Source organism: Leptolyngbya sp. PL-A3 (genome assembly GCF_039962325.1).
Taxonomy (GTDB): domain Bacteria; phylum Cyanobacteriota; class Cyanobacteriia; order Elainellales; family Elainellaceae; genus Vacuolonema.
The window spans coordinates 147,456-173,119 of record NZ_JAMPLB010000011.1; the positions used below are offsets into that span (position 1 = coordinate 147,456).

Here is a 25,664-nt window from a genome sequence, read left to right on the forward strand (position 1 = left end):
AAAGCTGAGATGTTCCTACAGTGTTGTGTTTGCTTAAACGGATTTAGCCCAACATATTAAAAGCAAAACGCGTCAATGGTTAGGAACCAAAAACACTTTGAAAAACTAGGGTTATTCACAGTAAACACCCATGAGGAACATAAAACCAATGGCAATTCGTCAAGAAACCCATGAAGCTCGGGTCTTCAATCAGCGTTTTATTTGCTCTCCATTTTCTAATCCTATACGAGGCGTTTTTTTCACTCTCCTCCGAATAGCGTACGACCAAAGAAATAGGTATTTTTACAGCTCAAAATAAAAGGCTTACCAATCAAGCATTTTCAGCCTTAACAAAGCATTTATTACACTATAAGTTTTTAATAAAAAGTAACCTTTCAAAGATATACTTCCATTGATCTTTATTCGGATACTTAATGTTCTCAGTTAAATCAGAGTAATTTGTATTTTTGTAAAAGAGAACGCACGGCAACTAATATCTTTTTAACCTTACAGCGCTTTTCAAACGCTTAAAACTTGGTTGTTTTTGTGAGAGCCGCATGGAGCGCGGCTCTCACAAAAACAACCGTGGCTGATTCAAGCGCAAAGCGCTGTAGTACAGGACAAAACCTTCAGAACCCAGATTTTTTCAAGGTTAATAGACCAGAACAGGCACTCGTTTGTAGGCGGGAGTACGCGATCGCTCATCCACCTGCGCTGTCATCAACACATTCGCCTCGGGGTAAAACATCAATGCCGCACCCCGGCGCACCGCCCCACAAATAATCTCAATCTGCTCCAGCTTGCCTGCATCGCCCTGTACCGTAACCAGCTGGTGATCCACAAAGCCACCTTCGCGCACATCCTCCGGGTTCATCAAAATGCAGTGACGGTGAGGCATCCCACGGTATTTGTCAGCAGTACGATAAACGACCGTATTGTGCTGAGTATAGCTACGCCCCGTCATGAGAGCTACGACAATCCCCTTGGAGGCACCAAAATCTGCTGGAGTCGGTAGGGTGAGCTGTGGGAGCGGTGTTTTCTGCATCTGCGCTTTGCCGGACGGGGTGTTGAATCGGGGTGTCGTGAAGATGCGCCCGGATATGGTAAATTCCGCTTCCGTTTCGTCGATTTGCCCGATTTTTTCGTAACCAGGAATCGTCTGGGCAATCAACTGACGAACGTAGCGGGTGTCTTGCAACCGACGCCAATTAACAGGTGTGTCGCCGTGAATGCGATGGGCCAGTTCTGTTATGAATTCCACTTCAGAAACCAAATCACCTTCCGTCAGGTGGGTTTTGCCTTCGTCGTTCAGCCGCACAAAATTATTACCCGACTCTGTCGTCGTCTTATGGGGATTCTCGAAGCGGTTCAGAACCGGAAGAATCAGTGTTTCCTGCCGTCCCAAGCCGTGGAAATGGCCGAGATTCGGCTTGGTTGAGAGGTAAATAACCGTATCAATATTACCCAGGGCACGTTTAGCCTGGGTTAAGTCAGGATTAGCCGCATAGAGATTGCCTCCTAAACACAGCAAGGTGTCCACCTTACCGGCATCAGCGGCATCAATGAGCGATCGCGCATCATACCCCGGCACCCGGTTGAGCGATCGCCCCAAAAGCTTTTCCAACGACTTCTGCAATTCCTGACCCAACACATTCGACACCCCCATCGAGCCAAATCCCTGCACATTGGAGTGCCCCCGAATGGGCATCAACCCGGCACCCACTTTACCGACATTACCGGTCATCAATGCGGTATTGGCAATGCTGAAAATGGTTTCGACACCGTTGAGCTGCTGAGTTACACCCATAGCCCAGGCAAAGACAATGCGCTGCGATCGACTTATCAGAGCTGCCGCAAGCTCAATCTCTTCCTGAGATACGCCGCAGGTTTCTACAATGTCTTCCCAGGATGTAGCATTGGCCTGTCGAATCACCGCTTCCCAGTTTTCCGTATAAGCCTTGAGAAAATCGATCTGAACCAGACCTCGCTCAAGTAAGAATTTTTGAATACCAACAAAAATAGCTAAGTCGCTACCCGGATGAGGCTGAAGGAATAAAGACGAAATATCAGAACCAGGCAGCAGCGATTTCAATGGAAACGCCGGAGAACCGAATTTGATTAACCCAATTTCTTGAACAGGATTGATCACGATGACAGTACCACCGCGATCGCGCAATTTAATCAAATCATTCATCAAACGCGGATGATTCGCAGGCGCATTTGAGCCAATTAAAACAACACAATCTGCCTGGTGTAAACTCTCCAAACTCACGAGAGATGTCCCGGTACCAAACACCGTTTTTAATGCCACAGAAGATGCACGATGACAGAGGTCTGAACAATCAGCGAGATTGTTCGATCCCATCGCACGAATCATCAGTTGCAACAAAAATGCTGCTTCATTGGACGATCGCCCGGAGCTATAAGATGCAACCCGTTCTGCAGGCCGACGAAAAGCCGTTTCTACCCGGTCATAAACTTCAGCCCAGGAAATCCGTTCGTAGTAAGACTGCCCTGTCCGTAGAATAACCGGGAAACTCAGCCGTCCCAGCCGATCGGCTTCTAGAGAGGTGAGTTGTTGTAATTCTCCAATACTGCGATGGTCGAAAAAGTGGGATTTAATGCCCGGTTGGAGTTCGGCGGCGATCGCCTCTACACTTTTCGCGCACCGTTGCAGCGTTTCCCCCAGTTCGTTGCTAAAGCCACCTTTTTGCCCTCCCGTTCCCCAGGCACAAGACAGACAGGCGCTCTTATGAAACAACGTCTTCCAGAGGTGTGGCCCTTCTGGGGTAAGCGTGTGGCTGACCCATTGCTCAATCACAGGCAGCCCGCCCCCAATGGAATGACCGAGATGGGGCAACGGCTCCCGCTCAAGCTCCGGCTGTACGTCTGAATGCGTCGGTTCCATAGCGCTACCCAAGGAATAATAAAGCCGTTCTCTAGCACACAAGGACAAGAAGCAACGTCCTTACTGTTCTATGGTGCCACTTCTTATCGGGTTACAGGGGGTTATGTTTCAAACTGTGGAGGGGATGTGGAAGAGGCATTTCGTGTCCCTTCCATATCTTTGCTGGGATGCTCAAGAAATAAGGTGCGCGAGCCAACAGCCGTTCCCAAAATTGTTATTGTGTTGGTTGCTATCACTTGAAATCCCAAAGATTCATAAAGCTTCTGAGCCCTGGGATTATGAATATCAACACTGATATAAATAGGACGTGAAGCCACTACAGCATCGTTGATGCATTGCGAGAGTAACTGACGACCAATTCCTTGATTACGATACTCGGCAGCAACAGCAAGGTTGCCGACATAAAAGCTTCCCGGCGGGTAATCCCGATGCAAAACATGCCGCAAAATGAGCCGATCTAATAGTTTTAACCAGAGCCGCTGCCCCCGGCTGAGGACGGCAGGACCGTCTGTATCATCGTCTGGATGAAGCACAGGCAGCAGGGTTACAATGCCCACAACCCGCTGAGCTTTTTCGGCAACACGGATATATTGATGGCCGAATCGATTGTGCGATCGCTCTACAAACTTCGTCAAACATGAAATTGCCCACGGCCCATACACTACAGTAAATAGCTCTGGGGCTGACTCATAAATTAACGCGGCAACCTCACGGGAACTGTGATGCGCGAGGGACAATGGGATAAACCGAATGTCATCGTGTATTGAGCTGTTATCACTAACCATCTACACATTCACCCTGCTGAGGAGATTTGCACCCATACTCACATCCTATTTTCCCTCCTGGTTGAGGAGTCAGTTGAGAAGTTATTGAAAAGGTTGATTTTTTGTGACCTTGGAGCACAAAAAATCAACCTTTTCAGACCAGTTCTTGTTTGCAATCTTAATGCTCCCGCATTCCACATCTGCAAAGTGGCAAAATTCAAATGCTTCACATGAACCGACAAGCTGATTGTGTTTTAGTGGGCATCCCACAAACTTTCCTCTCTCTACAGGAATAAGTTAAAGGATCGAATTGCGCTTACTGGATTGGGGAATCCCATATCATCCTTAAACGCCCTGAAGGATAACAGAATTCTATCTACAATGCAGTTATTTGGTGCAGCATGACATCTTCATGTTGCCTTAACTATACGTCAGTTCGGGTTAAGGGCTTTTTCGAGTGCCGCGCTTCGCGCGGCACTCGAAAAAGCCCATTATTGTGTGCGCGTCGCGCACGCAATAATGGGCGGTTCGGCTTATCCCGAACTGACGTTAACTATGGACCTTCCAAGTGATTTTCTCTGGGGAGCCGCTACCGCCTCCTATCAAGTTGAGGGGGCTTATCAACAGGATGGGAAAGGGCTATCTATCTGGGACGTCTATTCCCATCTACCGGGCCCAACTTATCAGGGCATCAATGGAGACATCGCTGCCGAGACGTTGCTGATGCGTTTGCTGGTTATGCCAGAACTTGTTTTGAACAGTTTGGCGATCGCGTCAAATATTGGATCACCTTCAATGAAGTGATTCATTTCATCATGCGCGGCTATCGAGATGGCATTCATCCACTCGAAGTCAAGGATGAACGGAGAGCCGTTGAAGTCTCTCATATTGTCAATGTTGCCCATGCGAAGGCGATCGCTGAGTATAGACAATTAGTCCAAGAGGGCGACATTCTGGAGGGGAAGATTGGCATTGCCCCATATCCTGTTACCTGGCTTTCCAATCAATGATCAGAAGGTATTTTAGACTGATGTTCAGGAATGGTTTGCGATCGCATCGGCACGCTCAACCTGGCGAATAAAATCAAGCATCGTTGACGTAAATTTTTCGGGGTACCAGAGCGCCCATTCGTGGAAACCTTCTTCTACAATCGTTAGGCTAGAATTTGGAATTATTGCAGCCATTTCCCGAGCAGCCGTTAGTGGTGTCGTCAAGTCTTTTTCTGACCATAACAACAGACAAGAAGCCTGAATTTCAGGTAACAAATGTTTTAGATCTACCTGTAATGCAAGTAGTAATGCTTGAATAACGTTTCCTGTATTGAACAAAAGATTAGAAGAAAAGATCTGAGGAATATCAACCAATTTTAATCTCAGCCCTGGAAGTAGAAGCTGAGCAGTCATTTCAAGAGCCCGACGAGGTAAGAGTTCTGGAATAGATACACAGGGAAGGCCTGTACTATCCACTAAAATCAGACTTCTTACTCGATGTGGAGCAAGAGCAGACAAAGCAATTGCAATGCCTCCACCAAATGAGTGCCCAATTAAATGCACGTGTTGGAGATTGAGTGTGTCCAGAGACGAAAGCAGAAATTTAGCATAGCTGTCGTAGTCTGGAATCAGTTTGGAGTAGGACGAGCGGGCAAAACTGGGTAGGTCAGGAGCCAGCACACGATGCTGCTGTGCCAGGAGTTTCAGGATTTTATGGTAAGGCTCAGCAGAAATTCCCCAACCATGTAGAAAGAGAATAGGCGTTGAGTCTGACTCTGACCCAGTTTGCGTGTAAAAAATACTGCAATCCCCCAGATCAACACAACAGTAATTCATGTGGGATTGCGATGTTGAAACCCGCTCAGAACTCATGTGCTTATCATCCTGACCTACTCTGCAACTGTAACGAATCTTAATAACTAATGAGATACTCTAAAGAGAGATACAGCATTTTCCAACCCGATGAAGTACGAAGCTCTGTTTTAAGGGTTATTTTTTCGCGTACAAAGCACGCGAAAAAATAACCCTTTCAGCAAGCTTTAAAGCAAGCCCTAGTATACATTTGTGATGATTAAGATAGGCGGGAAGAGTTGCTACGATCAGGAGGCATTTGAGCAGTTCTCTCATGTCAAAACAATCGTTTGATATTGATCTGGCAATTAGCAAATTACGGGAAGCGGTACATCCGTTTCCTAAAGCAGCCATGTTTGCTTTGGCAGAAGAGGGTCATCGATCGCTCTTTGAACAGCTCATTGCCTGCATCCTATCCATTCGCACCCGTGATGAAACCTCGCTACCCGTTGCCAAAAAGCTGTTTCAGCGTGCGAATACCCCAGAAACGATGAGGCAGCTATCGGTAGCCGAAATCGAACAGTTGATTCAAGCATCAACCTTTGCCGACGCCAAAGCCAAACAGATTTGGGAGATTAGCGATCGCATCCTGCACGAGTTTGCGGGAGAACTTCCGTGTGATCTCGAAACACTCACTTCGTTTAAAGGAGTGGGCCCCAAATGTGCGAATTTATCTCTAGGTATTGCCTGTGATTACCCATGCATCAGTGTAGATGTGCATGTTCACCGGGTAACGAATCGTTGGGGCTATGTGCAGACTCGCACTCCAGAGAAAACGATGGCAGCCCTGGAGGCCAAATTACCGAAGGAGTACTGGATCGAAATTAACGCTCTCCTGGTTCCGTTTGGAAAGCATATCTGTACTGGCGAAATGCCCCATTGTTCCACCTGTCCTCTCTTGGAAATGTGCCAACAGGTCGGGGTTAGTGAGCATCGATAAACAGCCTGAGTACAACGTGGAAGGCGATGATCTCTGAGAATCCGTTTGCAAAGCCCCGGAAAGGGGTAATGCTGTGTATGCAGCTCCAACCCTTTCCGGGGCTTTGCAAACCAGTTCCGAAGATGAGGATGAGTTTGAGGGGAGCGATCGCAAACCCCTCAAACTCAAGTGAACCGCTGCCTGCGCTGATGCCAAATAGTAAGGCCGTGGTGTTGAGTTCGGTGGAGTCTCGAAACTCCTAACTTCTCACTTGTTTAGGGAACCCGTTCACCCCTAGCTGCTGTAAACATTGCGTACCACTCTTCCCGTGTCAGGGCGACTTCATCTGCTAAAGCGCACGCTGCAATCCGTTCTGGTTTCGTTGACCCCACAATGGGTTGAATGCCCGCAGGGTGGCGCAACAGCCAAGCAAGAACAATGGCCTCAGAAGTTGTCTGCTTTTCCTCAGCCAACTGACTCACTAGCTGAGCCGTCTTGCCCAATGCCGTATCTGCTTCTACATTAGGCTTAAAAAGCTTGCCACCGGCCAGTGGAGCCCATGCCTGTATCAGGATTTTGTGGTTACGGCAGTAGTCCAGCGTTCCTGTTGCCAGGGCTGAGCTAACGCCAGGTATGTTAGCAACAATGCCCTCATCAATCAAATACGGGTGCAGCAGGCTCAGCTCTACCTGATTGATCAGTAGTCCTTGCCTCAAGCTCTTTTGCAATAGCTCAATCTGCCTTGCGGTATGATTGCTGACACCGAAATAGCGCACCTTGCCCACTGAATGCAATGCATCAAAGGCTCGCGCTACCTCTTCGGGTTCTGCCAGTGGGTCAGGGCGATGCAGCAGCAGAATGTCGAGGTAGTCGGTTTGCAGTCTTCGCAAACTGCCCTCCACTGATGCAATGATGTGCTCATAGCTGAAGTCATAGCGCTGCGGGTCGCCAGGTTGAGGCTCTCCCGCAAAACGAATACCGCACTTTGACTGAAGCACCATTTGCTCACGCAAACCTGGCGAGGCTTTAAGCACATTACCAAACACCTGCTCTGATTTGCCGCGTGTGTAAATATCGGCATGGTCAAACAGGGTAATGCCTGTTTCTAAGGCTACCTGAATGGCCCGAGATGCGGTTTCCTGCACATCTGTAGAAAGCGGTGCATCATCCCAGGTGCCACCAATATTCATGCAGCCATAGGCAATTCGCGAAACCCTCAAATCAGTGCCCGGCAGCGTGTAGGTATGCATCAGCGTCTAGAGCTAGGTGGAGTGATGATGAAGCTGGAAGGGACAGCTCAAGCTTCGTTTGTATTGCTTAGGTTGTATAGATTTGGGCGATCGCCCCCTTACCAACAACTGCCAAATGCCTCATTCCCAATACCGAATTTTCTACACAAACTTCCAATGCTGGCAGTTCACACGTCCTGAATTATATACACGAAGAACCTAACTCAGACACAGGTGAAGCTAGTCTCATAAGCACTCTGAACGAATTTGAAGGGGATGGTTGACCACTTTAATGACTTGTTAGCGAGCGGTTGTGTTCTGTTGCAACCATTCTAAAAATGCCTCGCGTCTTAGTTCACCCGATGTAATCGCCAACACCAGATGTTCTTGTTCATCCACAGAGGCGTTAATTTCCATTCCATTCAAGACAAGAAAAGTTTCTGTCGCAGCATGACCTGTACGTTTGTTACCATCCACAAATGAATGATTCATGATGATAGAAAATCCTAATGCGACTGCCTTCTCAAGCAATCCTGGGTACAAATTTTCTCCACCAAACGTCATTCGGGGCTGAGCGATTGCTGCCTCTAGCAACCCAATATCTCGGATACCTAATGCTCCACCGGATTGCTCAAGAATTCTGCGATGCAGTTCTAATACCTCAATGAGCGTCAAATAGCGGATCATGCCAAACGTCGATACAGTTCAGCATTCTTGTTCAGCACATAATCAGCTGCACTAACAAAACCACCTTTCTGCAGATTGAGCCAATCCTCCAGGCTTGCTTTCAAGAGCACCTCAATTGCAATGCCGTGTACCTTTGCTAAATCTTGTAGCTGTTGGAATTGGCTATCTGAAAGATCAATGGTGATAGAAGCCACAGCGATCGCTCTCCTCATATTTCTGAGTAAAGTCTAACACCCACAACTGACCAACAAGTTTGCTGTGCAGTCGCAACCAAGAAACAAAGCTAGCTAACAGCAGTTTTCAGGGTCTCTCCTGCACAGCAAGCGGCTTCGGGGAATCCGCTGTACCAGGAACGTTAGCGACTCCCAATCTTCCCAAATTTGACTAGCCAGGGATTTGCAGCGATCTCCCTCATATCCCTGGCTTCCCTCGGCAGCGATCGCCTCCTCTTGGTCACGCAAGCGAGCGCCCCCTTTCCCTCAGCATAAGCTTTGGAGAAACCTCTCTATAAGAGAATTGACATTGCTCTCTTGCAAAGGCTTATTCGATTTCATCTACTATGTTCAGGATTTGATTGTATAAAGCTTTGGATACTCTGAAATCGGAAGTTGCTATTAATGCATCCATTAAGGGTTTAACCGCAGGGATAACATTCTTTTGCTTGGCTTCGACCAGGATACCTAACAGCCCAGTAATTTTGACTCCGAGGCGGTTTGCTTCTGCTCTTCCGCGACGCTCATCGATCAAGAGTAAGTCTGCGTTGAGTTCAAGAGAGAGGGCGATCGCCTCAGATTCTCCAGGATCTAACCTCACTTCATTCTGGAGGCGTTCAACAACCTCTCGATGCGTAACTTGTCTAATTCCCAACCAGGAAGCAGTTTGAACTTCAAGGGTTCCCGGAACAGGCGGATCAAGATCTGTAAGTTCTCGGTATACCGCTTCTGGGATGATGACTTGTTGATAAAGCTCGGGCAGGAGTTGCAGATATTGAATGGCTGCCAGATTTGTAATCGCTGATGTGTCGCTAATGACGATCACAACCGTCCTAACTCCCGCAGGTTTTTCAAGTCCAGTTCAAAGTCTTCAACATCGTAGGAGTAAAGGGGGATGTTGCGCTGCTTCAGGAGTTGGCGAAAGGCGTTCAATGGCATGTCGGCTAGCTTACTGGCATAGCCTACGGTCAAGCGGCCTGTTTGGAATAGGTGCAGCGCAATTTCCTGGCGAAACTCGCTGGGTGTGAGCTGGGATGCTTGCAAAATCTCGTCTGAGATAACAACACTCATAACGACGTTACCGACAGTTACTCTTTGAGGATAACCTAAAAAACATAAGGCTTTCTTGGGGCGATCCCCTCCTCTTGCTCACTCAAGCGATCGCCCCCTTCTTTTAACCCAAGCGATCGCCCCCTCTTCCTCAGTAAAAGCGATCGCCCTCATAGCCCCGGTTCTCCTTAGCAGCGATCGCCTTCTCTTGGTCTTACAAGCGAGCGCTCAATCCAAAATTTTGGTGAAGGCGATTCTTTCACCCTAAAAGTTCGTGAATTTATCTTTTATGCTTTGCCAAAACTACTAGGAACTCATCAACTACTTCTCTTGGTGAACTATAACATCGTTCAGCAGAGTAGTGCTGAATACATAGAATACCTGATTTCTTAAACCATATATCCTTCTCAGAATCCTTCTCATATCTACCTGGATGATACGAAACTTCTAAAATACCCCAGACACAATCCTGGCAAATGAGAAAATCTACCTCGCGATGATCATTGTAGAAATTCCCTGTATCCGCACGAACTCCTAAAGGAAGAGGAAAGAATAAAACTCTTCGTACCTCTAATTCCTGAGCGATTCTAACCTCAGAATGAGAAGCAAACTTCATTTCATTGTAAATATAAATTTGCCTTTCCTTCTTTAAAGCTACTTTCTCGCTTATCAAAGCCTGATTAGAGCTTTGTGCATTGACAATTAAATTTTTAACAATGTTTTTCCAGTCATTCTCTATTTCTAAGAGACGAACTCGGTAGACGAAAGGCAAATCTTCTACTAGAACATCGTTGTTATCATAAATATATCCTTGACTAACAGTTTGCATTGCACGTTCCATAACCTTTTTTATCCGCTCGTCATTTTTTATATAGACATAAGCAGAAGTTGAAACATCAAATGCAATAGCTTCAGGGTTATAGCCACTATATACAAAAGATACTTCGGTTTCTATGGCAATTGCTGCAATCTCTTTGTAATCATTATCAACGAGAAGCTGAACCCAAGTGCGATGCAGTTTTGCTTCAAACTCATTCATTGTAAGCCCTAACTTCCCAAGAATACTTGTCTCTTGAATCGCTGCTGCCTCTAGAAAGTTTTTGTTAGACTTATTCCATTAAGCTTAAGTTGCTTGTATAGGTTTACCATTTTACTCAATTCGGTTTTGAATGAATCGCTCAAACCTAATTCCTTCATAACCTCAGCAAAATCGAGAGATTGAAGTATTGGGGCATGAATTAAAAATTGCATATTCATTTCAGCCGTTTTTGTTCCATCACCTTGCGCTTTCGCGAGTTCAATCCTTGCTCGGATGGATTCAAGAATGGCTTTTTGCTCATCTGTCATATCTTCACCAAAACTCGATACAGTAGTTTGGAGCAAATCTTTAGAGATGCTAGTCTGATAAAAGCTACACTTCTACCAGCCTGATAGAAGGAAAACTGATCCTAACTTGTTTTCTTTATAACACTTCTAATTAGTTGACCCACAAGAATTTCTCTAAAGATTATTTGGAGCCAAATGAATTTCTGAAAAGCTTAAGTATTTGCGAATCTTATATGGTGAAGCAAGGCAAAAAGCCGGGGAATCATTACCTATAACACGCTAAGTGTTCTTAATATTTTTAGTTTATACGGAAAGAGAATATTAAAGCTGGAAGAGACAGTTCCAGCTTCGTTTGTATGGTTTATGTTGCCAGGGCTGGGGCGATCGCCCCCTCACCCACAATCTCTGGATGCGTCGTCCCCAACGCCGGATTACCCACATAAATCCCTAGACCACGGGCGGTTTGCACCAGGAAGCCAGTGGGGTCTACCAGGCGAGGGCTTTGGGAGAGGACGTATTCCAGGGGATGCACCTTCACCTGGGCACCTTGCCAGGTCACCATGTGGTCAAAGCGACCCTGAGCAACGAGGTCTACCGCTGTAGTCCCAAAGGCAGCGGCGACCAGGCGATCGAGGGCTGAAGGCATACCGCCTCGCTGGACATGACCCAGGACGGTGACGCGGGTTTCCACCGGGACGGAGCGGAGGAGGGCGATTTGATCCGCGATGTATTGACCCATCCCACAACTGGGTTTGTCATCTTCGGTCGTACAGATGGGAGCACCGGGAACCGCCTGGATGCCTTCGGCAACGACGACGATCGCAAACTTACGGCCCCAGCGATCGCGCATATTATCCAGGTGATTGCACACTTCCTGAATGGAGTAGGGAATTTCGGGAAGCAGAATCACATCCGCACCCCCTGCAATCCCTGCATTCAGGGCCAGGTGTCCGGCTTCACGGCCCATTACTTCGACCACCATGACGCGATCGTGGCTAGCTGCTGTGAAGGTAAGGCGGCTAATGGCATCGATCACCGTATTGATAGCCGTGTCGAAACCAATAGAGCGTTCCGTTACACCGACATCGTTATCAATGGTTTTGGGGATAGCAACCATATTCCAGTTACCCTGGTGAGCCAGTTGGCGCAGAATGCCAAGACTCCCGTCGCCTCCGATGGCAATCAGGGCATCCAGAGCCAGGTCGTGATAGCTGGCGATGATTTCCTGGGCCTCTGCCAGGGTGTTGCCCCGGTTAATGGTGCCCAGGATGGTGCCACCCATCGTCAGCAACGGGTCCATGCCTCGTAGAGCCGTCTCGTAAAGGGTGAGGGGGATGGTTTTGCGTTCTAATAAGCCCTGTGTCGCATAGGGTATGCCAACTACCTCCCAGCCATACTGGAGGGTAGCGTGGTGGACGACCGCCCGGATAACGCCATTTAGGCCCGGGCAATCCCCCCCGCTGGTCATAATGCCAATGCGCTTTTGTTTGCTCATATAGTGCTCCCGCGATAGAGGTTTATGAAGCCGAGTGCAAATCCAGGTCGGCTCTGACCACGGATGGATCGGCAGTGCGATGAATACTGAAGCCTAACTTTTCGCAGACCCGCTGCATGGGAATGTTATCCGAGAGGATGTCTGCGGTGATGGTATCAAGCTTTTCATCGACGCCGACCTGCACCAGACGGCGGAGCAGAGCGGTACCAAGGCCGTGGCATTGGTAGCGATCGCTCACCATCATGGAAAACTCTGCTGAGTTTGTCCCGTGCAGTCTGCTCAACCGTCCGGCGGCCATTATTTCAGACTCGCCTGTGGCTGGATCTTGGCGCTCTGCCACGAAGGCCATTTCCCGGTCGTAATCGACATAACAAATTCGGGTAAGGCGTTCGTGCGTTGTGCGCTGGCTCAGTTTCATCATGTGGAAGTAGCGCATATATACGCTTTGTTCCGACAGGGTTTCGTGGAAGCGCACCATCAGGGGTTCGTCTTCGGGGCGAATGGGGCGCAGTACAACAGGGGTGTCCTCATAGAACCAGTCGGTAATGTACTGGCTGGGATAGGGACAGATCGCGGTTTTGGGTAGTTTCTCAAGCGGTGTTTCCGGAGGATGCAGCACAACCCGTGCATCCAGAGCCACCAGACCCGTGTTCGTCCCCGCCTGAACGGGAGAGGCCACTAATGGGTTAATGTCCAGTTCCTTAATCCAGGGCTGCTCCACAATGAGTTGGCTGAAGCGGGTGAGCAGTTGCTCCAATCCAGCCAGGTCTACGGCAGCACGACCGCGCACTCCTTGCAGGGCTTTGTAAATCTTGGTGCGTTCCATCAAACGCCGAGCCAGTGTGCTGTTCAGGGGCGGCAGACCGATCGCCCGATCCTGATACACTTCCACCAATTGACCACCCGAACCAAAGAGTAACACCGGGCCAAATTGTGGATCTAAGCTACTACCGAGAATGAGTTCGTAACCTTCTAATTTCAACATCGGTTGAACGGTTACGCCCAGAAAATCATCAGGGTTGGAAATGGCTTGGGCGATCGCCGCATACGCATTCCGCACCGCTTCTGCATTCTCTAAATTCAACTTCACACCACCCACATCCGTTTTGTGAGTAATAGTTTTGGAATGCAATTTGAGGACAATTGGATATCCAATCGCATCTGCATAACGAACAGCTTCGTCAACGCTGGTAGCAACGTGTGTTTCAACGGTGGGAATATCATAGGCCGTTAATAACTGCTTGGATTCCGCTTCCGTCAGAAGTGTACGCCCTTCCTTGAGCGCTGTTTGGATGAGGGATTCGACTAGAGTGCGATCGGGTGCTTTGTCCCCTCGGGAAGGCAACACTGGCGTTTCATACAATCCCCGTAGGGCATCACTATAACGCCACATATTACTGAACACCCGCGCCGCTGTATCGGGGTAGCGGTAGGTGGGAATCCCTGCATCATTCAGCAAATTTTCCCCCGGAGTGACATCGTCGCCGCCCATCCAACTCGCAATGATGGGCTTGGCGTTGCGAGAGGCAAACGGCCTCGCTTGAGCGGCCTCAACATACTGCTTCAGTTGAGCAGCAGTTGCCGTGGGGTTGGTCATCGCCTGGGGTGTCAGGATGACTAACAAACCATCACTGTTGGGATCTTTTGCCGCCACTTCCAACGCTTTTGCATAACGTTCAGGTTCGGCATCCCCAAGGATGTCGATAGGATTCGCATGGCTCCAGTGGGTGGGCAGAAACTCGCTCATTGCATCCACAGTTTCCTGGGGCAATTCTGCTAATTTGCCGCCTGTCGCGATCAGGGTATCCGTTGCTAATACACCAGGCCCACCGGCATTGGTAATGATGGTCAGTTTCGGGCCTTTGGGTCGCGGCTGTTTCGCCAGAACTTCCGCCAGATCGAACAGGTCAGAAATGCGGTTAACGCTGAGGACGCCGCAGCGACGGAATGCGGCTTCTAAGACCGCTTCACTACCTGCTAATGCGCCTGTGTGAGATGCAGCAGCTTTCGCAGCGGCTTCGGTACGACCCGCCTTCAATACAATGATGGGCTTGGTAAGCGCCACTTCCCGCGCCGCCGAGAGGAACGATCGCGCATCCCCAATGGATTCCATGTAGATGACAATGCTTTCCGTGTTGGGATCATTCCCCAAGTAATGGATCAGGTCGCCCCAACTCACATCCAGCATAGAACCGATGGAGACAAATGCACTAAACCCCACATTCTCCCGGAAACTCCAGTCGAGAATGGCAGTACACAACGCGCCACTCTGGCTGATAAATCCCACGGTACCAGGCCGAGCCATACTACTGGCAAACGTCGCATTTAGCCCACTGATCGGATTCATCACGCCGAGGCAGTTGGGGCCAATCAGCCGCATCTTGTAACGGCGGATTTGCTCCATCACCTGCCGTTCCAACTCAATCCCTGCTGCTCCCGTTTCCTTAAAACCAGCGGAAATAATGATCGTCCCCTTAACACCGGCTTCCCCACATTCCTGAATCACGGAAGGAACGGTAGGGGCTGGGGTGGCGATCACCGCCAAATCCACCTGTTCAGGGATGGCGGCGATGTTGGGATACGCGCGAATTCCCAAGACGCTATTGCGCTTGGGGTTCACGGGGTAAACAGTGCCACCAAACGAAGTGCTGACTAAATTCCAGAGGAGGGTACGACCGACGCTGTTGGGGCGTTCACTGGCACCAATGACGGCGATCGCCTTCGGAGCAAAAATCGCATCTAGCGGACGATACTCAACGCGCAGCAGATCGTGGGTGGGGTCGCTTGTCAGGGCCATAGGATTGTGGAGTATTGCACTCGACATAGGATATCCCTTCTTTTTCGTCGATGGGGCTCGCGCAGAGAAGATGGGATGGAAGTTTACACTCCCATCCCGTGGTCATTCGATCAGGTTGTTAGCAGTTCCGAGGGATCAGTGTGTGCCTCATCCGTGTAGCGAGGTGTGGCATCGGGACGGCAGCCTAGATAGCTCAGCACATACAATTCCTTCAAATCACTAATTAACGGATAGCGGGGGTTGGCCCCGGTGCACTGGTCGTCAAAGGCTTGCTCAGCCATTTCTTCCACCTGCTCATAGAAGGTGCGGGCATCAGCAGGAATCACTTCTGCCAATGTACGGGGAATGTTCAAGCGGCGTTTTAACGCTTCGATCGCATTCACCAAATTTTCCACCTTCTCATCTTCGGTGATTCCGCCCAGATTCAGATAATCTGCAATCCGTGCGTAACGGAATTTAGCATTCGGATACTTATATTGAGGAAAGATGGCTTGCTTAAAGGGCGCATCTGTGGCGTTGTAGCGAATGACATGAGAAATCATCAGCGCGTTTGCCAAACCGTGCGGTACGTGGAAAGTTGATCCCAGCTTGTGCGCCAGCGAGTGACAAATACCCAGGAATGCGTTAGCAAAAGCCATCCCGGCGATCGTGGAGGCATAATGTACCTTCTCACGAGCTTTTATGTCAGTCGCGCCACTCTCGTAAGCACTGGGCAGGTATTTGAACAGGAGCCGAATCGCTTCCAATGCAAGACCGTTGGTATACTCCGAGGCCAGCACTGAAACGTAGGCTTCGATCGCATGGGTCAAGGCATCCAGACCACTGTAAGCGGTCAAAGTCTTGGGTAGATTCAAGACAAGTTCGGGATCAACGATCGCCATATTCGGTGTCAACGCATAATCCGCTAGAGGATACTTGATCCCCGTGCGATCGTCCGTTACTACTGCAAACGGTGTGACTTCCGATCCCGTCCCCGAAGTCGTGGGGATCGCCACCAGTTGAGCCTTCGCACCGAGAGGCGGCAATTCGTACACCCGTTTGCGAATGTCCATGAACCGCATCGCCAACCCATCAAAGTTGGTTTCAGGATGCTCGTACATCAGCCACATCACTTTAGCGGCATCCATTGGGGAACCGCCCCCGATCGCAATAATCACATCAGGATTAAACTGACGCATTCGTTCCAAGCCACGATTGACTGTGCTGAGAGACGGATCAGGTTCTACATCGTAGAACACGTCATACCGCATCCCGATTTCTTCCAACACATCGGTTACGCGATTAGTCATGCCCAAATCATACAGCGGCTTGTCCGTGACAATAAAAGCCCGCTGACGGTCTTGCAAATCCCGCAATGCCATGGGTAAGCAACCATACTTGAAATACACCTTCGGCGGAACGCGGAACCACAGCATGTTTTCTCGCCGCTCCGTCACCGTCTTAATATTCAGCAAGTGTTGCGGGCCAACGTTACCGGATACGGAGTTACCGCCCCAGGTGCCACAACCCAGCGTTAATGACGGATCAAGCTTAAAGTTATAGAGGTCGCCGATCGCCCCCTGCGAAGACGGTGTATTAATTAACACACGCCCCGTCGTCAGCGTATCTTTGAACGTGCGAATGTGCTCTAAATTCTGTGGATCGGTATAGAGAACAGACGTGTGACCCTGCCCACCAAACTGAATGAGTTTTTCAGCCAGATCGACAGCTATATCAAAATCAGGTGCGCGATAGAGGGCGAGAATGGGTGAAAGCTTTTCGTAGGCGAAGGGTTCGTCACAGGTAACGGATTCGACTTCGCCAATTAGGACACGGGTTCCAGTAGGGATGGTGATGCCAGCGAGTTGAGCGATTTTCTCGGTAGATTGGCCCACAATATCCGCATTAATCCGCCCATCTTTCAGGATGACTTTGCGAATTAAATCCTTCTCTTCGTCATTCAAAAAGTATGCCGCACGTTCAGCAAACTCATGTTTGACTGCATCATAAACTGCATCTTCGATAATGACCGACTGTTCACTAGCGCAGATCATACCGTTATCAAACGTCTTACTCACCAAAATGGAGTTCACCGCCATTTTGATGTGTGCAGAACGATCAATCACGGCGGGTGTATTGCCTGCACCCACACCCAGGGAGGGGTGACCTGACGAGTAAGCCGCCCGCACTATACCGGGGCCACCCGTCGCCAGAATCAGCTTCACATCGGGGTGACTCATCAGCGCTTGCGACAATTCCACCGTTGGCTCATCAATCCAGCCGATAATATCAGCAGGGGCACCCGCCGCGACAGCTGCATCTCGCACCACACGCGCCGCTTCCATGGTGCTGCGACGGGCGCGAGGGTGCGGAGAAAAGATAATCGCGTTGCGGGTCTTGAGACTAATCAATGCCTTAAAAATGGCGGTAGAGGTGGGGTTGGTGGTGGGCACAATTCCCGCCAGAATCCCGACAGGCTCCGCCACACGTTGAATCCCGTAGGCCGGATCGGATTCGACCACGCCGCAGGTCTTCTCATGTTTGTACTTGTTGTAAATCATTTCGGAAGCAAAGTGATTTTTGATCACTTTGTCTTCAACAATGCCCATCCCCGTCTCTTGAACGGTGAGCTTGGCGAGGGGAATGCGATGGGCATTGGCAGCTAAAGCAGCATACCGAAAGATGGTATCCACTTGTTCCTGGGTAAACGTTGCGTATTGCGCTTGAGCGGCTTTGACCCGTTGAATCAGGGCCTCTAGCTCTTGCAGGTTAGTAACAGCAGTAGTCATTACAGGTAAGTCCTTGTGGGTGACACGTTGCAGAACGGGTGGAACAGTTTGGAACAACTGAGAAATGCCCGAACGGGGCGCCTTCATGGACAACGAACATCTCCATCCCCAGTTCTAAGAAAAGATGTTGAGGAAGTTGTGAGGATGTACTCACCGGGATTTTTAAGCCCAGGGCGAAGTGAGCCGTTTGTTTGCATAGCAAACAAACGGCTCACTTCGCCCTGGGCTTATCTACTTTTCGTAGTGCGATCGCACCCACGAGTTCTGGGTAGGTGTAGGAACATTTTGCCTCAGATCCACAGGTCTAGAACACCAGCGATCGCCATCCTCTATCCCTGATTTGGCAGCAACAGGCGGCATCAGCCACGGACAGGATTGCATCAAAATGCTCATGGCTGGCGCAAAAGTCACCCATGCCTGCTCTGTGTTAATGCGCCATGGCATCAGCTATTTACGAGTGTTAGAACAGGAAACGGTACACTAGATGGAAGAAAACGAATACGAATCCGTCAAGCAAATGTAAGGCAGTATGAACCAAATTAACTGCCCTAACGAAAGCGCTTTTGAACGAGTGCAATACATAAAGGGGATTCAGTCCTATCACCCAGAATCCTTTGCACCATAGAAGTAAGCCTCGCGAAATAGGAGAGACATTCCATAGAACGTCTCCCTTTTGCCATACCTTCTATCAGCGACGATGGTCAAACTCTGACTAGCGGCAGCTTAGACCAAACCATCAAAGTATGGGACTTAACTACAGGGCAATTTGTGCGTACGCTAGCAGAAGCTCAATCACCCATCAATGGAGCAGTTTTCTTCATTGCAGGAAATGCTGGCAGCCGCCTCTTCAGGAACGATGGTGAAGCCACCGACGCGGATACCTTCAAACCCAAATTGCTCCCGCAACACCTGGCTAAAACTGGCAATAATTGCAGGCAGTTGTTGCTCGATTTCAGCACGTAACTGATCCGCTTCGGGAGGGGGATTTCCAATGGCTTGTACAGACATAAAACGAAAGTTCTATTAAAGTGGTTCCCCTTATTCTAGGTGGAAAGATGAATCTGGGTGACAAGATGAACCCTCAAACAGCCATTCTCATTTTGAAATTAAGCTCGGAAACGGCCCGCCGTCTGAGACGGATTCCGAGCTCCACTGAAAGTGACAGGAAATAAACTCATACCCAGCCGCGAATAGCAGCCTGATACACGGCCTGATACCGATTCTTCGCATTCAACTTGGTGAGGCTATTGTTGATGTGAAACTTAACGGTGCTTTCACTAATAAAGAGATGCTGAGCGATATCGCGATCGCGCATTCCCTGCACTAATAACCGCATAATCTCCTGCTCCCGCTCCGACAACTGCTGATTATCTTCAGCCGTGTGACAGGGGGCGCTCTTGCCATGCTGCACTTGCTCCACCAATGCCCGTAATTGATTCGGCTGAATCGAGAGATCAATGATAGCCAGGGCTGTGGGAGGCACTGGGCCAGCAGAACCGCAACGGAGCCATATCAAAGGGCGCTCTGGGGTAGTCGCGCCAAAATCATCTGTGAGCAGCAGTACATCGAGTTCTGAGGATTCGCAAACCGATAATCCAGCCAGGTAAGCGAGATGGGTGAGAGCCGCTTGTAGGGCCGGAGCGCTGCATTGAATAGCGATCGCTGGCCCCACAGTACATGTAGGGTAGGGCAATGTTAGTAACACTTGCACCACAGGCCGCGGGCTCCCCAATTGCGTTTTCAAGGTTCCTCCCAGACAGGTAACCACCAGCCGGAGATCCTCGAAGTGCGATCGCACCCATGCCGTTCCAGCCTCCGCTAAGTGTTTGGGAACGGGGGCGATCGCCTCCAAAGAAACTGATTGTGGGCTGTAGATTAAGCGGCAGTAGTTACATTGCAGCCGATTCAACACTTCCGCCACTTTCAGGAAGATATAGGTGGACGCAGGCGGAAGGGGCTGCTCAGTCCCCACCAGCATCGGACGGGTAGAGCTGAGCACCGTGGCCAGATGCTCTGACAGGGCCAACACCTCATTTATAGGAAGCGCAGGAGTTGGCCTGGGCTGCATTTGCTGTATCTGTACTGCTGCATCCAGAGCAATGCTGGTGGTCATGCAAAGCACTTGTAACACTTCTAAAAACTCTGGGGCGAGAGGGCGATCGCTGAAGGTAGCCAGCACCCCAATAACCCGATCGCCTGCCAACAGAGGGTAGCCCGCAAACCCCTGGATATTATTAGCGATCGCCCACTCCCGATCTTTTACCCAGGACTCGTCGGCCAAGTGGTTGCTGAGAAACGGAATGCGATTTTGGGCAATTTTGCCGACCTTGTAGGCCCCCATGGCTATTCGGGCAAAAGAGCCGTTGATATGAGTGTAAAGACCCGACGAGGAAACCAAGCGCAGGGCGGCCTGGTCAGGCTCCACCAACCAAATACGGGCGAAGACACAGTCGAATTGCTGAACAAGAGCTTCCGTGACATGCTGAGCGATCGCCTCCGGTTCCAAGCACCCCGAGATCGTCCGGGCAATCTCATTGACGTGCTGGAGTTCGAAGAGGAGACGAGTAGAGTCAAGAAGTGGAGCAGCGAGGTCAACCACAGAGACCGTGCGAGAAAAACGACAGCGAAGAGAAAAGGCAGCAGTTGCCCAAAAATACGCAACGGGCTCGAAGACAGAAAGAAACACAGTTCTGGATATTTCCAGTTGAATATAAAATTGGTTTTCGCTTTGTATCGAACAGTACAACTTAGTCAATTAATAGATCATCAAACGTTGACGTGCGCCGCCAGGATTTTGGACTGAGAACCGGTTCGCAAAGGTTCCTACACCGAATTCCATGGATATTGGACAGGGTAGGTAAAACGATACCTGACTGGCAGCTTCATGTTGAGCCAGTTTGCCTACCTCTATGCCTGCTGTGTAGGAGGAGCGATCGCCTAAATCGCAAACAAACATGATCAGTTTCTTTTATCAAGCGCATTTGCCCGGATTTAAAGACAGTTAACCCCTTTTTCTGACTGAGTCCTATCTATCCGGCAATAGCTATAGAAATATTGCGAAAGCCCTGTGATTGTCTTGCTCCAAGCCCACCGGGGCACTCTAGGGTTGTCACCCCTCATACAGTATGTTGCCGTACAGATGGCTGTAGGTTTCATCAGGGGGCTGGGGGGATAGGGGCACTATCATGGCAAACTTGGAGCAACTGGCAATCGTTCAACGCAGTGTACCAGAGTGGAACTTTTGGCGGCGCGATAATCCGCTTGTTCGACCTGACTTGAGGGATATGGATTGGTGTCGGGCCCATCTGCGGGGCGTCAATTTGGCAGGAACAGATTTATGTCAGTCTAGTTTGAGGGAGGCATCGCTTTCCCAGGCGAATCTGAGTCATTCCATTCTGTATCGCGCTGATTTTTGTATGGCAGATCTGTACCAGGCTGATCTGCACGAAGCCGATCTTTACAAATCCAATTTTTATACGGCGACCCTCGTAGAGGCGCAACTGAAAAACGCCATCTTTTATGAAGTTGATTTGCGGGAAGCGGTGCTATACAAGGCCGATTTACGAGAGGCTATCTTTTACAAATCTGACTTGCGGGAAGCAACTCTGGAGGGAGCCAAGCTGGTCGGTACTACCCTGTACCTGGTCAATTTGGCTCACTCAAACCTGGAACGGGCAAATCTTTGTATGGTCAGCGCTGTAGATAACAACCTGGAGCGCGCCAACCTGAAGATGGCCAATCTGGTAGGAGCCAATCTCTACAAATCAAATTTACGTGGAGTCAATTTCAGCCGGGCAGATCTGCGGGAGGCGACGCTGAGCCTGACAGATTTACAGGGAGCCGATTTTCGAGACGCAACCTTGTGCATGGTCAACTTCAGCGGAGCCAACTTGAATGGGGCAAATTTTACAGGGGCCAATGTATCGATGGCTAATTTTTGGAACGTTCAACTCGATGACAAGGCGCTCTTGAAAAAGCTCATTCGAGAGTCTGAATCATCTATGAAATCGTCAGCCCACGGCTCAAATGGGCTGGTAATTCTGTGATGAGAATTGATATAGAACTTTAGTTTTATATCAATTCTCATCTTGAGTTTTCGATGCATAGGGGTGAGCTAAATCCGTAGCAAGTGACTGTTTCAAAATCACTCTGGATGGCAATTCAGCCGGTTAAAAGGGAAAAGAGCAATGCGGCAGGATACGGGAGCGTGTAACGGTGAACCTTTTTAACTACTGGCGGCATAGTGCATCTAGCACCCCAAATGGAACGGATACAGCAATGCAAACGCAGATGATGCGGTTGATCACCACAACACTGGGTCTTCAATTGCGACCCCAGGATGAGGCAACGATCGCGCACAAACTCAATGCGCGATCGCAAACCCTTGGTCTCCCCAGCCTGAGCGCCTATTACACACTATTAACAGCTTCTGATTCTTCCCGCCAGCAGCAGGAATGGCGTTGGTTAATCGAATCCCTGACAACGACTGAGAGCTATTTCTTTCGAGATAAGGGGCAGTTTTCGCTACTGCGCCATCAAGTGCTGCCCGATCTCATAGCCCAGAAGCGCCAGCAAGTTGCTGCTTCGATTACCACACGGCCTTCCCTCCGGGTCTGGAGCGCAGGCTGCTCCAGTGGCGAAGAAGCGTACTCCCTGGCAATCCTATTACGAGAACTGATCCCTGATTTTGCTCGCTGGGATTTGACAATTTTAGGAACAGATATCAATCCGGCCATGCTGGAACAGGCTCGGTCAGGAATTTACAGCAACTGGTCATTCCGCTCCCTAGACCCGTCTATTCAACAGCGATATTTTCATGCCCATCGGGATAGCTGGCGTATTCGTCCTGACATTGCCGCAATGGTGACCTTTCAATCCAGCAATCTCGTACAGGATAGGTATCCCGACCCTATCCGTCTGTTAGATCAGGTAGATTTAATTATCTGCCGCAATGTTTTCATTTATTTTCAGCCGGAAGCGATCGCCCAGGTTCTCCAAAAGTTTTACACGACCTTAGCCCCCCGAGGCTACCTGTTAGCAGGGCATACAGAACTTCAAGGGATAAATTTGGGCAACTTTCAGATTCGTAGTTTTACAGAATCAGTCATTTATCAACGGCCTGGAGAAGTAGCGCTTCAACCCTCCCATACGAGCGGGTTACTTTGTATGGAATATTCGGGTCAGCCACGTCCTTCTTCCCCGACGATGCCTCTGCCCCCAGTCCCATTGGCCTCCACATCCCCTACAGCACCAGCTTCCACATCGCTATCGTCTCTTGAGGTTATCCGGCCTTTGCTATTAGAAAAGGCCTATGCTCAAGCAATCCAGCAGCTTCAGCAAATCGTGCGGAATGAACCCCAAAACGGAGCAGCTTACCATTGGCTAGCACAGGTATACGCCAATTCAGGGCAGCATGAGCTGGCGATCGCGGCCTGCCAACAAGCCATGCAGTGTGATCCTCTGGCAGTCGATCCCTGCTACCTCCTGGCCCAAATCCGTGAAGAGCAAGGAGATGTCGAGGCAGCAAAAATTCTCTATAAACGTATCATTTACGCCGCGCCGGAATTCATTTCCGCTTATTTAGAACTGGGGTCATTATACGCGCGGGAAGGAAATCGTAAGAAAGCCATGAGTATATGGCAGTCGGCGCTAACCCTGGTACAGCGATCGCCCCACCTGGCCACAAGCACCCCATTCCATACCAATCATATGGACTTAGAAACCGACTTGAAGATGAAGCTGGGTCTTTAACAAGGGCTAGATAGCGGTATTCAAGCTGATTACAGCGCTTTGCGCTGTAATCAGCCAGTTTTTTTGTGAGAGCCGCGCTCCGCGCGGCTCTCACAAAAAAACCAGATTTTAAGTGCTTGAAAAGCGCTGTAAGCACAGTGCTGTGTAAAAACGTTAGATTTCCATTTTCTTGAAAAATTTGGAAATCCAAGCTTTTTTATTTCAATGCTGCCGAGCCATACTTGTGCATCGATAGAATTACGGAAACAGCAAAAAAATAAAAGCCTTTATCAACAGTTATGCGCGTAGATTCCACCAATATTAATTACACTTTATCTGACATTTAAGACATACCGCATGTATCACTTTCCGATTTAGTAGGGTATAAGAAAGGCACATGCGCAAAGCCCTATGCCCTTCCCCCATACCTTCCTGAATTGGAAAGGGATATACCATCTTCAGCAAAGAGAGACATTGACGATATTTCAAAACTTAACCATTGATTAGATTCCGTCAAAAGTCCCGCCTACAAGGATTATAGCCCCGCATTTATCTAGCTTCAGCCATATAGAAATCTATTAAGCACAGCCCTAATTTAAAATTTAAAGTTTTCCCTTAAAAAGAGCTCCAGACTTTTTACAAAACTCGATTTACCTTGTATTTTTATATCGACTTTGACCCAAATTGCAAGGTTTGGGAAAAATAGGCTTGGGTTAAGAGAACTCATTTCATTGTTGAACAACACAGATATTGAAGGCTGCCGTTGCAGGCTGTATGTACATTTAATAAAACGATAAACCCATTAATCTCCACACTGTTGAAGCAAATTGTTTCTGCGTGCTTTGAGATAACTGTCTAACCTTCTCCACGTGACGACTCTCCATCTTTGGCAACTGTGCTATGGCTGATACGTCTTACCTCATTTTTGATTCCGGCCAAAACCGCTATGGCCTGGCGGCAACCGCTGTCCAGGAGCTATTTTTTCTCCCCGAAGTGACCCCGCTTCCTAATCTGCCTAGATGTGTTGTTGGGGTCATCGATTTACGAGGAGAAATTCTACCTATTCTTGATCTGGGGCTGTTTTTAGGGCAGGGATCACGCCCCTATACCCTTACCAATAGCGTGATTGTTCTCCGCAACGACCGTCAGGCCTTAGGGTTGGTCGTAGAGCATACCCATGAGGTGGAGGCGATCGCCCCCAGCTACATTACCCCTTGGGCTACAACGGAAGTTGATAGCGATCGCCCCCCGGCATTTTTGGGTATTGCAAAGCGAGCGGGAGAAATCGTCACCATCCTCAACCCGACCGCTTTTACAGCCATCACAATGCAGGCCATCCTGGGTACCAACCTGGAGGAACAATGGCAGGCAGCTGAAGCTACAACAGAACTGCTTTCAGACCCCTGGGCTGAGCTATCTAAAGATGAGCGGCAAGTGTTGCGGCAACGACGGAATGGGCTGGCTCAAGCGCTTCAGTTGGAAGACTCTCAAAGCCTTACAGCATTGGCCGTCATGGGGTTGCAGGGTGAGTACTTTGGGCTGGGACTGGATACGATTCACGAATTTACAGATATTCATGCCATCACACCCATCCCCTGTTGCCCACCCCATGTGTTGGGCAACATTAACTTGCGTGGGGAAATCGTGACTCTGGTAGATATTAGCCCCGTTATTAACCTGACGTCCAAAAACCAGCATCCGTGGCAGAAGGCGATCGTCGTGCGCATGGATGACATTGTGGCAGGCATTGCCGTAGAAGACATTTTCGATGTTGTGCATGTCCACCCCGGCCAAATCAATACGGCTCCTATCGCTACTCAGGGCAACCACAATGACTATCTCCAGGGAGTTGCCCCTTACCAAAACACCTTAATGAGCGTTATCAATCTATCCAAGATTTTGACCTCTGGGGTTTTAGATGTTGACGAAGAAGTTTGATTGCATCATTTAGTTCGCTCC

The 25,664-nt window shown here is 49.3% G+C and carries 23 protein-coding genes and 3 pseudogenes; 9 read left to right on the top strand and 17 right to left on the bottom strand.

Annotated elements, in window-relative coordinates:
• Nucleotides 1-631: 631 nt before the first annotated feature.
• Nucleotides 632-2,887, bottom strand: coding sequence for an FdhF/YdeP family oxidoreductase (locus tag NDI52_RS11330; protein ID WP_190770329.1), 2,256 nt, complete (start codon nt 2,885-2,887; stop codon nt 632-634).
• A gap of 101 nt (nt 2,888-2,988) precedes the next feature.
• Nucleotides 2,989-3,672, bottom strand: coding sequence for an N-acetyltransferase (locus tag NDI52_RS11335; RefSeq protein ID WP_190770330.1), 684 nt, complete (start codon nt 3,670-3,672; stop codon nt 2,989-2,991).
• Between the two features lie 534 nt (nt 3,673-4,206).
• On the opposite strand from NDI52_RS11335, the pseudogene NDI52_RS11340 reads away from it, so the two are divergent.
• A pseudogene (locus NDI52_RS11340) lies at nt 4,207-4,301 on the top strand (family 1 glycosylhydrolase); the annotation flags it as partial.
• Nucleotides 4,299-4,661, top strand: a complete 363-nt coding sequence (locus tag NDI52_RS11345) for a family 1 glycosylhydrolase (RefSeq protein ID WP_242035767.1) — start codon at nt 4,299-4,301, stop codon at nt 4,659-4,661. The pseudogene NDI52_RS11340 and the gene NDI52_RS11345, both read left to right, overlap by 3 nt.
• Before the next feature lie 24 nt (nt 4,662-4,685).
• Here the strand turns inward: NDI52_RS11345 and NDI52_RS11350 are convergent, their stop codons facing one another.
• Entirely contained in the window at nt 4,686-5,513 is an 828-nt protein-coding gene (locus tag NDI52_RS11350) for an alpha/beta hydrolase (protein WP_190770331.1), read from the bottom strand.
• Between the two features lie 253 nt (nt 5,514-5,766).
• On the opposite strand from NDI52_RS11350, the gene nth reads away from it, so the two are divergent.
• The gene (gene nth, locus NDI52_RS11355) at nt 5,767-6,432 is read left to right on the top strand and encodes an endonuclease III (RefSeq protein WP_190770332.1); all 666 of its coding nucleotides are present in this window, start codon (nt 5,767-5,769) and stop codon (nt 6,430-6,432) included.
• A gap of 254 nt (nt 6,433-6,686) precedes the next feature.
• On the opposite strand, the gene NDI52_RS11360 is transcribed toward nth, so the two are convergent.
• The 6 genes from NDI52_RS11360 to NDI52_RS11385 form a co-directional block, all read right to left on the bottom strand.
• Entirely contained in the window at nt 6,687-7,661 is a 975-nt protein-coding gene (locus NDI52_RS11360; RefSeq protein WP_190770333.1) for an aldo/keto reductase, read from the bottom strand.
• A gap of 279 nt (nt 7,662-7,940) precedes the next feature.
• Nucleotides 7,941-8,327 carry a type II toxin-antitoxin system death-on-curing family toxin gene (locus NDI52_RS11365; protein WP_190770334.1) on the bottom strand — a complete coding sequence of 129 codons (387 nt, stop codon included), beginning with the start codon at nt 8,325-8,327 and terminating at the stop codon, nt 7,941-7,943.
• A complete protein-coding gene (locus NDI52_RS11370; protein WP_190770335.1) occupies nt 8,324-8,521 on the bottom strand; it encodes a DNA-binding protein in 198 nt (65 codons plus the stop codon). Before NDI52_RS11370 ends, NDI52_RS11365 begins: the two co-directional genes overlap by 4 nt.
• Before the next feature lie 93 nt (nt 8,522-8,614).
• Nucleotides 8,615-8,788: a hypothetical protein gene (locus NDI52_RS11375; RefSeq protein WP_190770336.1), complete on the bottom strand. Its 174-nt coding sequence runs from the start codon at nt 8,786-8,788 to the stop codon at nt 8,615-8,617.
• Between the two features lie 79 nt (nt 8,789-8,867).
• On the bottom strand, nt 8,868-9,365 hold the full coding sequence (locus NDI52_RS11380) for a DUF3368 domain-containing protein (RefSeq protein ID WP_190770337.1): 498 nt from the start codon (nt 9,363-9,365) through the stop codon (nt 8,868-8,870).
• The gene (locus tag NDI52_RS11385) at nt 9,362-9,610 is read right to left on the bottom strand and encodes a UPF0175 family protein (protein ID WP_190770338.1); all 249 of its coding nucleotides are present in this window, start codon (nt 9,608-9,610) and stop codon (nt 9,362-9,364) included. Before NDI52_RS11385 ends, NDI52_RS11380 begins: the two co-directional genes overlap by 4 nt.
• A 55-nt stretch (nt 9,611-9,665) precedes the next feature.
• On the opposite strand from NDI52_RS11385, the gene NDI52_RS11390 reads away from it, so the two are divergent.
• Nucleotides 9,666-9,857, top strand: a complete 192-nt coding sequence (locus NDI52_RS11390) for a hypothetical protein (protein ID WP_190770339.1) — start codon at nt 9,666-9,668, stop codon at nt 9,855-9,857.
• Between the two features lie 12 nt (nt 9,858-9,869).
• Here the strand turns inward: NDI52_RS11390 and NDI52_RS11395 are convergent, their stop codons facing one another.
• The 5 genes from NDI52_RS11395 to adhE form a co-directional block, all read right to left on the bottom strand.
• Nucleotides 9,870-10,628 carry a hypothetical protein gene (locus NDI52_RS11395; RefSeq protein WP_348256397.1) on the bottom strand — a complete coding sequence of 253 codons (759 nt, stop codon included), beginning with the start codon at nt 10,626-10,628 and terminating at the stop codon, nt 9,870-9,872.
• A 50-nt stretch (nt 10,629-10,678) separates the two neighbouring features.
• Nucleotides 10,679-10,936 carry a hypothetical protein gene (locus NDI52_RS11400; RefSeq protein WP_190770341.1) on the bottom strand — a complete coding sequence of 86 codons (258 nt, stop codon included), beginning with the start codon at nt 10,934-10,936 and terminating at the stop codon, nt 10,679-10,681.
• Nucleotides 10,937-11,276: 340 nt separating this feature from the next.
• A complete protein-coding gene (locus NDI52_RS11405; RefSeq protein ID WP_190770342.1) occupies nt 11,277-12,410 on the bottom strand; it encodes an ATP-dependent 6-phosphofructokinase in 1,134 nt (377 codons plus the stop codon).
• 22 nt (nt 12,411-12,432) lie between these two features.
• Complete coding sequence (gene acs / locus NDI52_RS11410) at nt 12,433-15,207, bottom strand: acetate--CoA ligase alpha subunit (RefSeq protein WP_190770358.1); 2,775 nt, start codon at nt 15,205-15,207, stop codon at nt 12,433-12,435.
• 110 nt (nt 15,208-15,317) lie between these two features.
• Complete coding sequence (gene adhE / locus NDI52_RS11415; RefSeq protein ID WP_190770359.1) at nt 15,318-17,975, bottom strand: bifunctional acetaldehyde-CoA/alcohol dehydrogenase; 2,658 nt, start codon at nt 17,973-17,975, stop codon at nt 15,318-15,320.
• A gap of 318 nt (nt 17,976-18,293) precedes the next feature.
• On the opposite strand from adhE, the pseudogene NDI52_RS11420 reads away from it, so the two are divergent.
• Together NDI52_RS11420 and NDI52_RS11425 are read left to right on the top strand one after the other, a co-directional pair.
• Nucleotides 18,294-18,600: pseudogene (locus tag NDI52_RS11420) on the top strand (dihydroorotate dehydrogenase-like protein); the annotation flags it as partial.
• A gap of 62 nt (nt 18,601-18,662) precedes the next feature.
• Nucleotides 18,663-18,721: pseudogene (locus NDI52_RS11425) on the top strand (hypothetical protein); the annotation flags it as partial.
• Nucleotides 18,722-18,767: 46 nt separating this feature from the next.
• Here the strand turns inward: NDI52_RS11425 and NDI52_RS11430 are convergent.
• From NDI52_RS11430 to NDI52_RS11440, 3 genes are all read right to left on the bottom strand, one after another.
• Entirely contained in the window at nt 18,768-18,983 is a 216-nt protein-coding gene (locus NDI52_RS11430; protein ID WP_190770344.1) for a hypothetical protein, read from the bottom strand.
• A 166-nt stretch (nt 18,984-19,149) separates the two neighbouring features.
• Nucleotides 19,150-20,574, bottom strand: a complete 1,425-nt coding sequence (locus NDI52_RS11435) for a LuxR C-terminal-related transcriptional regulator (protein ID WP_190770345.1) — start codon at nt 20,572-20,574, stop codon at nt 19,150-19,152.
• A 156-nt stretch (nt 20,575-20,730) separates the two neighbouring features.
• Nucleotides 20,731-20,931, bottom strand: coding sequence for a hypothetical protein (locus NDI52_RS11440; protein ID WP_190770346.1), 201 nt, complete (start codon nt 20,929-20,931; stop codon nt 20,731-20,733).
• 229 nt (nt 20,932-21,160) lie between these two features.
• Between NDI52_RS11440 and NDI52_RS11445 the strand changes: the two genes are divergently transcribed.
• From NDI52_RS11445 to NDI52_RS11455, 3 genes are all read left to right on the top strand, one after another.
• Nucleotides 21,161-22,021 carry a pentapeptide repeat-containing protein gene (locus NDI52_RS11445; protein WP_190770347.1) on the top strand — a complete coding sequence of 287 codons (861 nt, stop codon included), beginning with the start codon at nt 21,161-21,163 and terminating at the stop codon, nt 22,019-22,021.
• 232 nt (nt 22,022-22,253) lie between these two features.
• The gene (locus tag NDI52_RS11450) at nt 22,254-23,726 is read left to right on the top strand and encodes a CheR family methyltransferase (RefSeq protein ID WP_206758163.1); all 1,473 of its coding nucleotides are present in this window, start codon (nt 22,254-22,256) and stop codon (nt 23,724-23,726) included.
• A gap of 879 nt (nt 23,727-24,605) precedes the next feature.
• On the top strand, nt 24,606-25,643 hold the full coding sequence (locus NDI52_RS11455) for a chemotaxis protein CheW (protein ID WP_190770349.1): 1,038 nt from the start codon (nt 24,606-24,608) through the stop codon (nt 25,641-25,643).
• Nucleotides 25,644-25,664 lie beyond the last annotated feature (21 nt).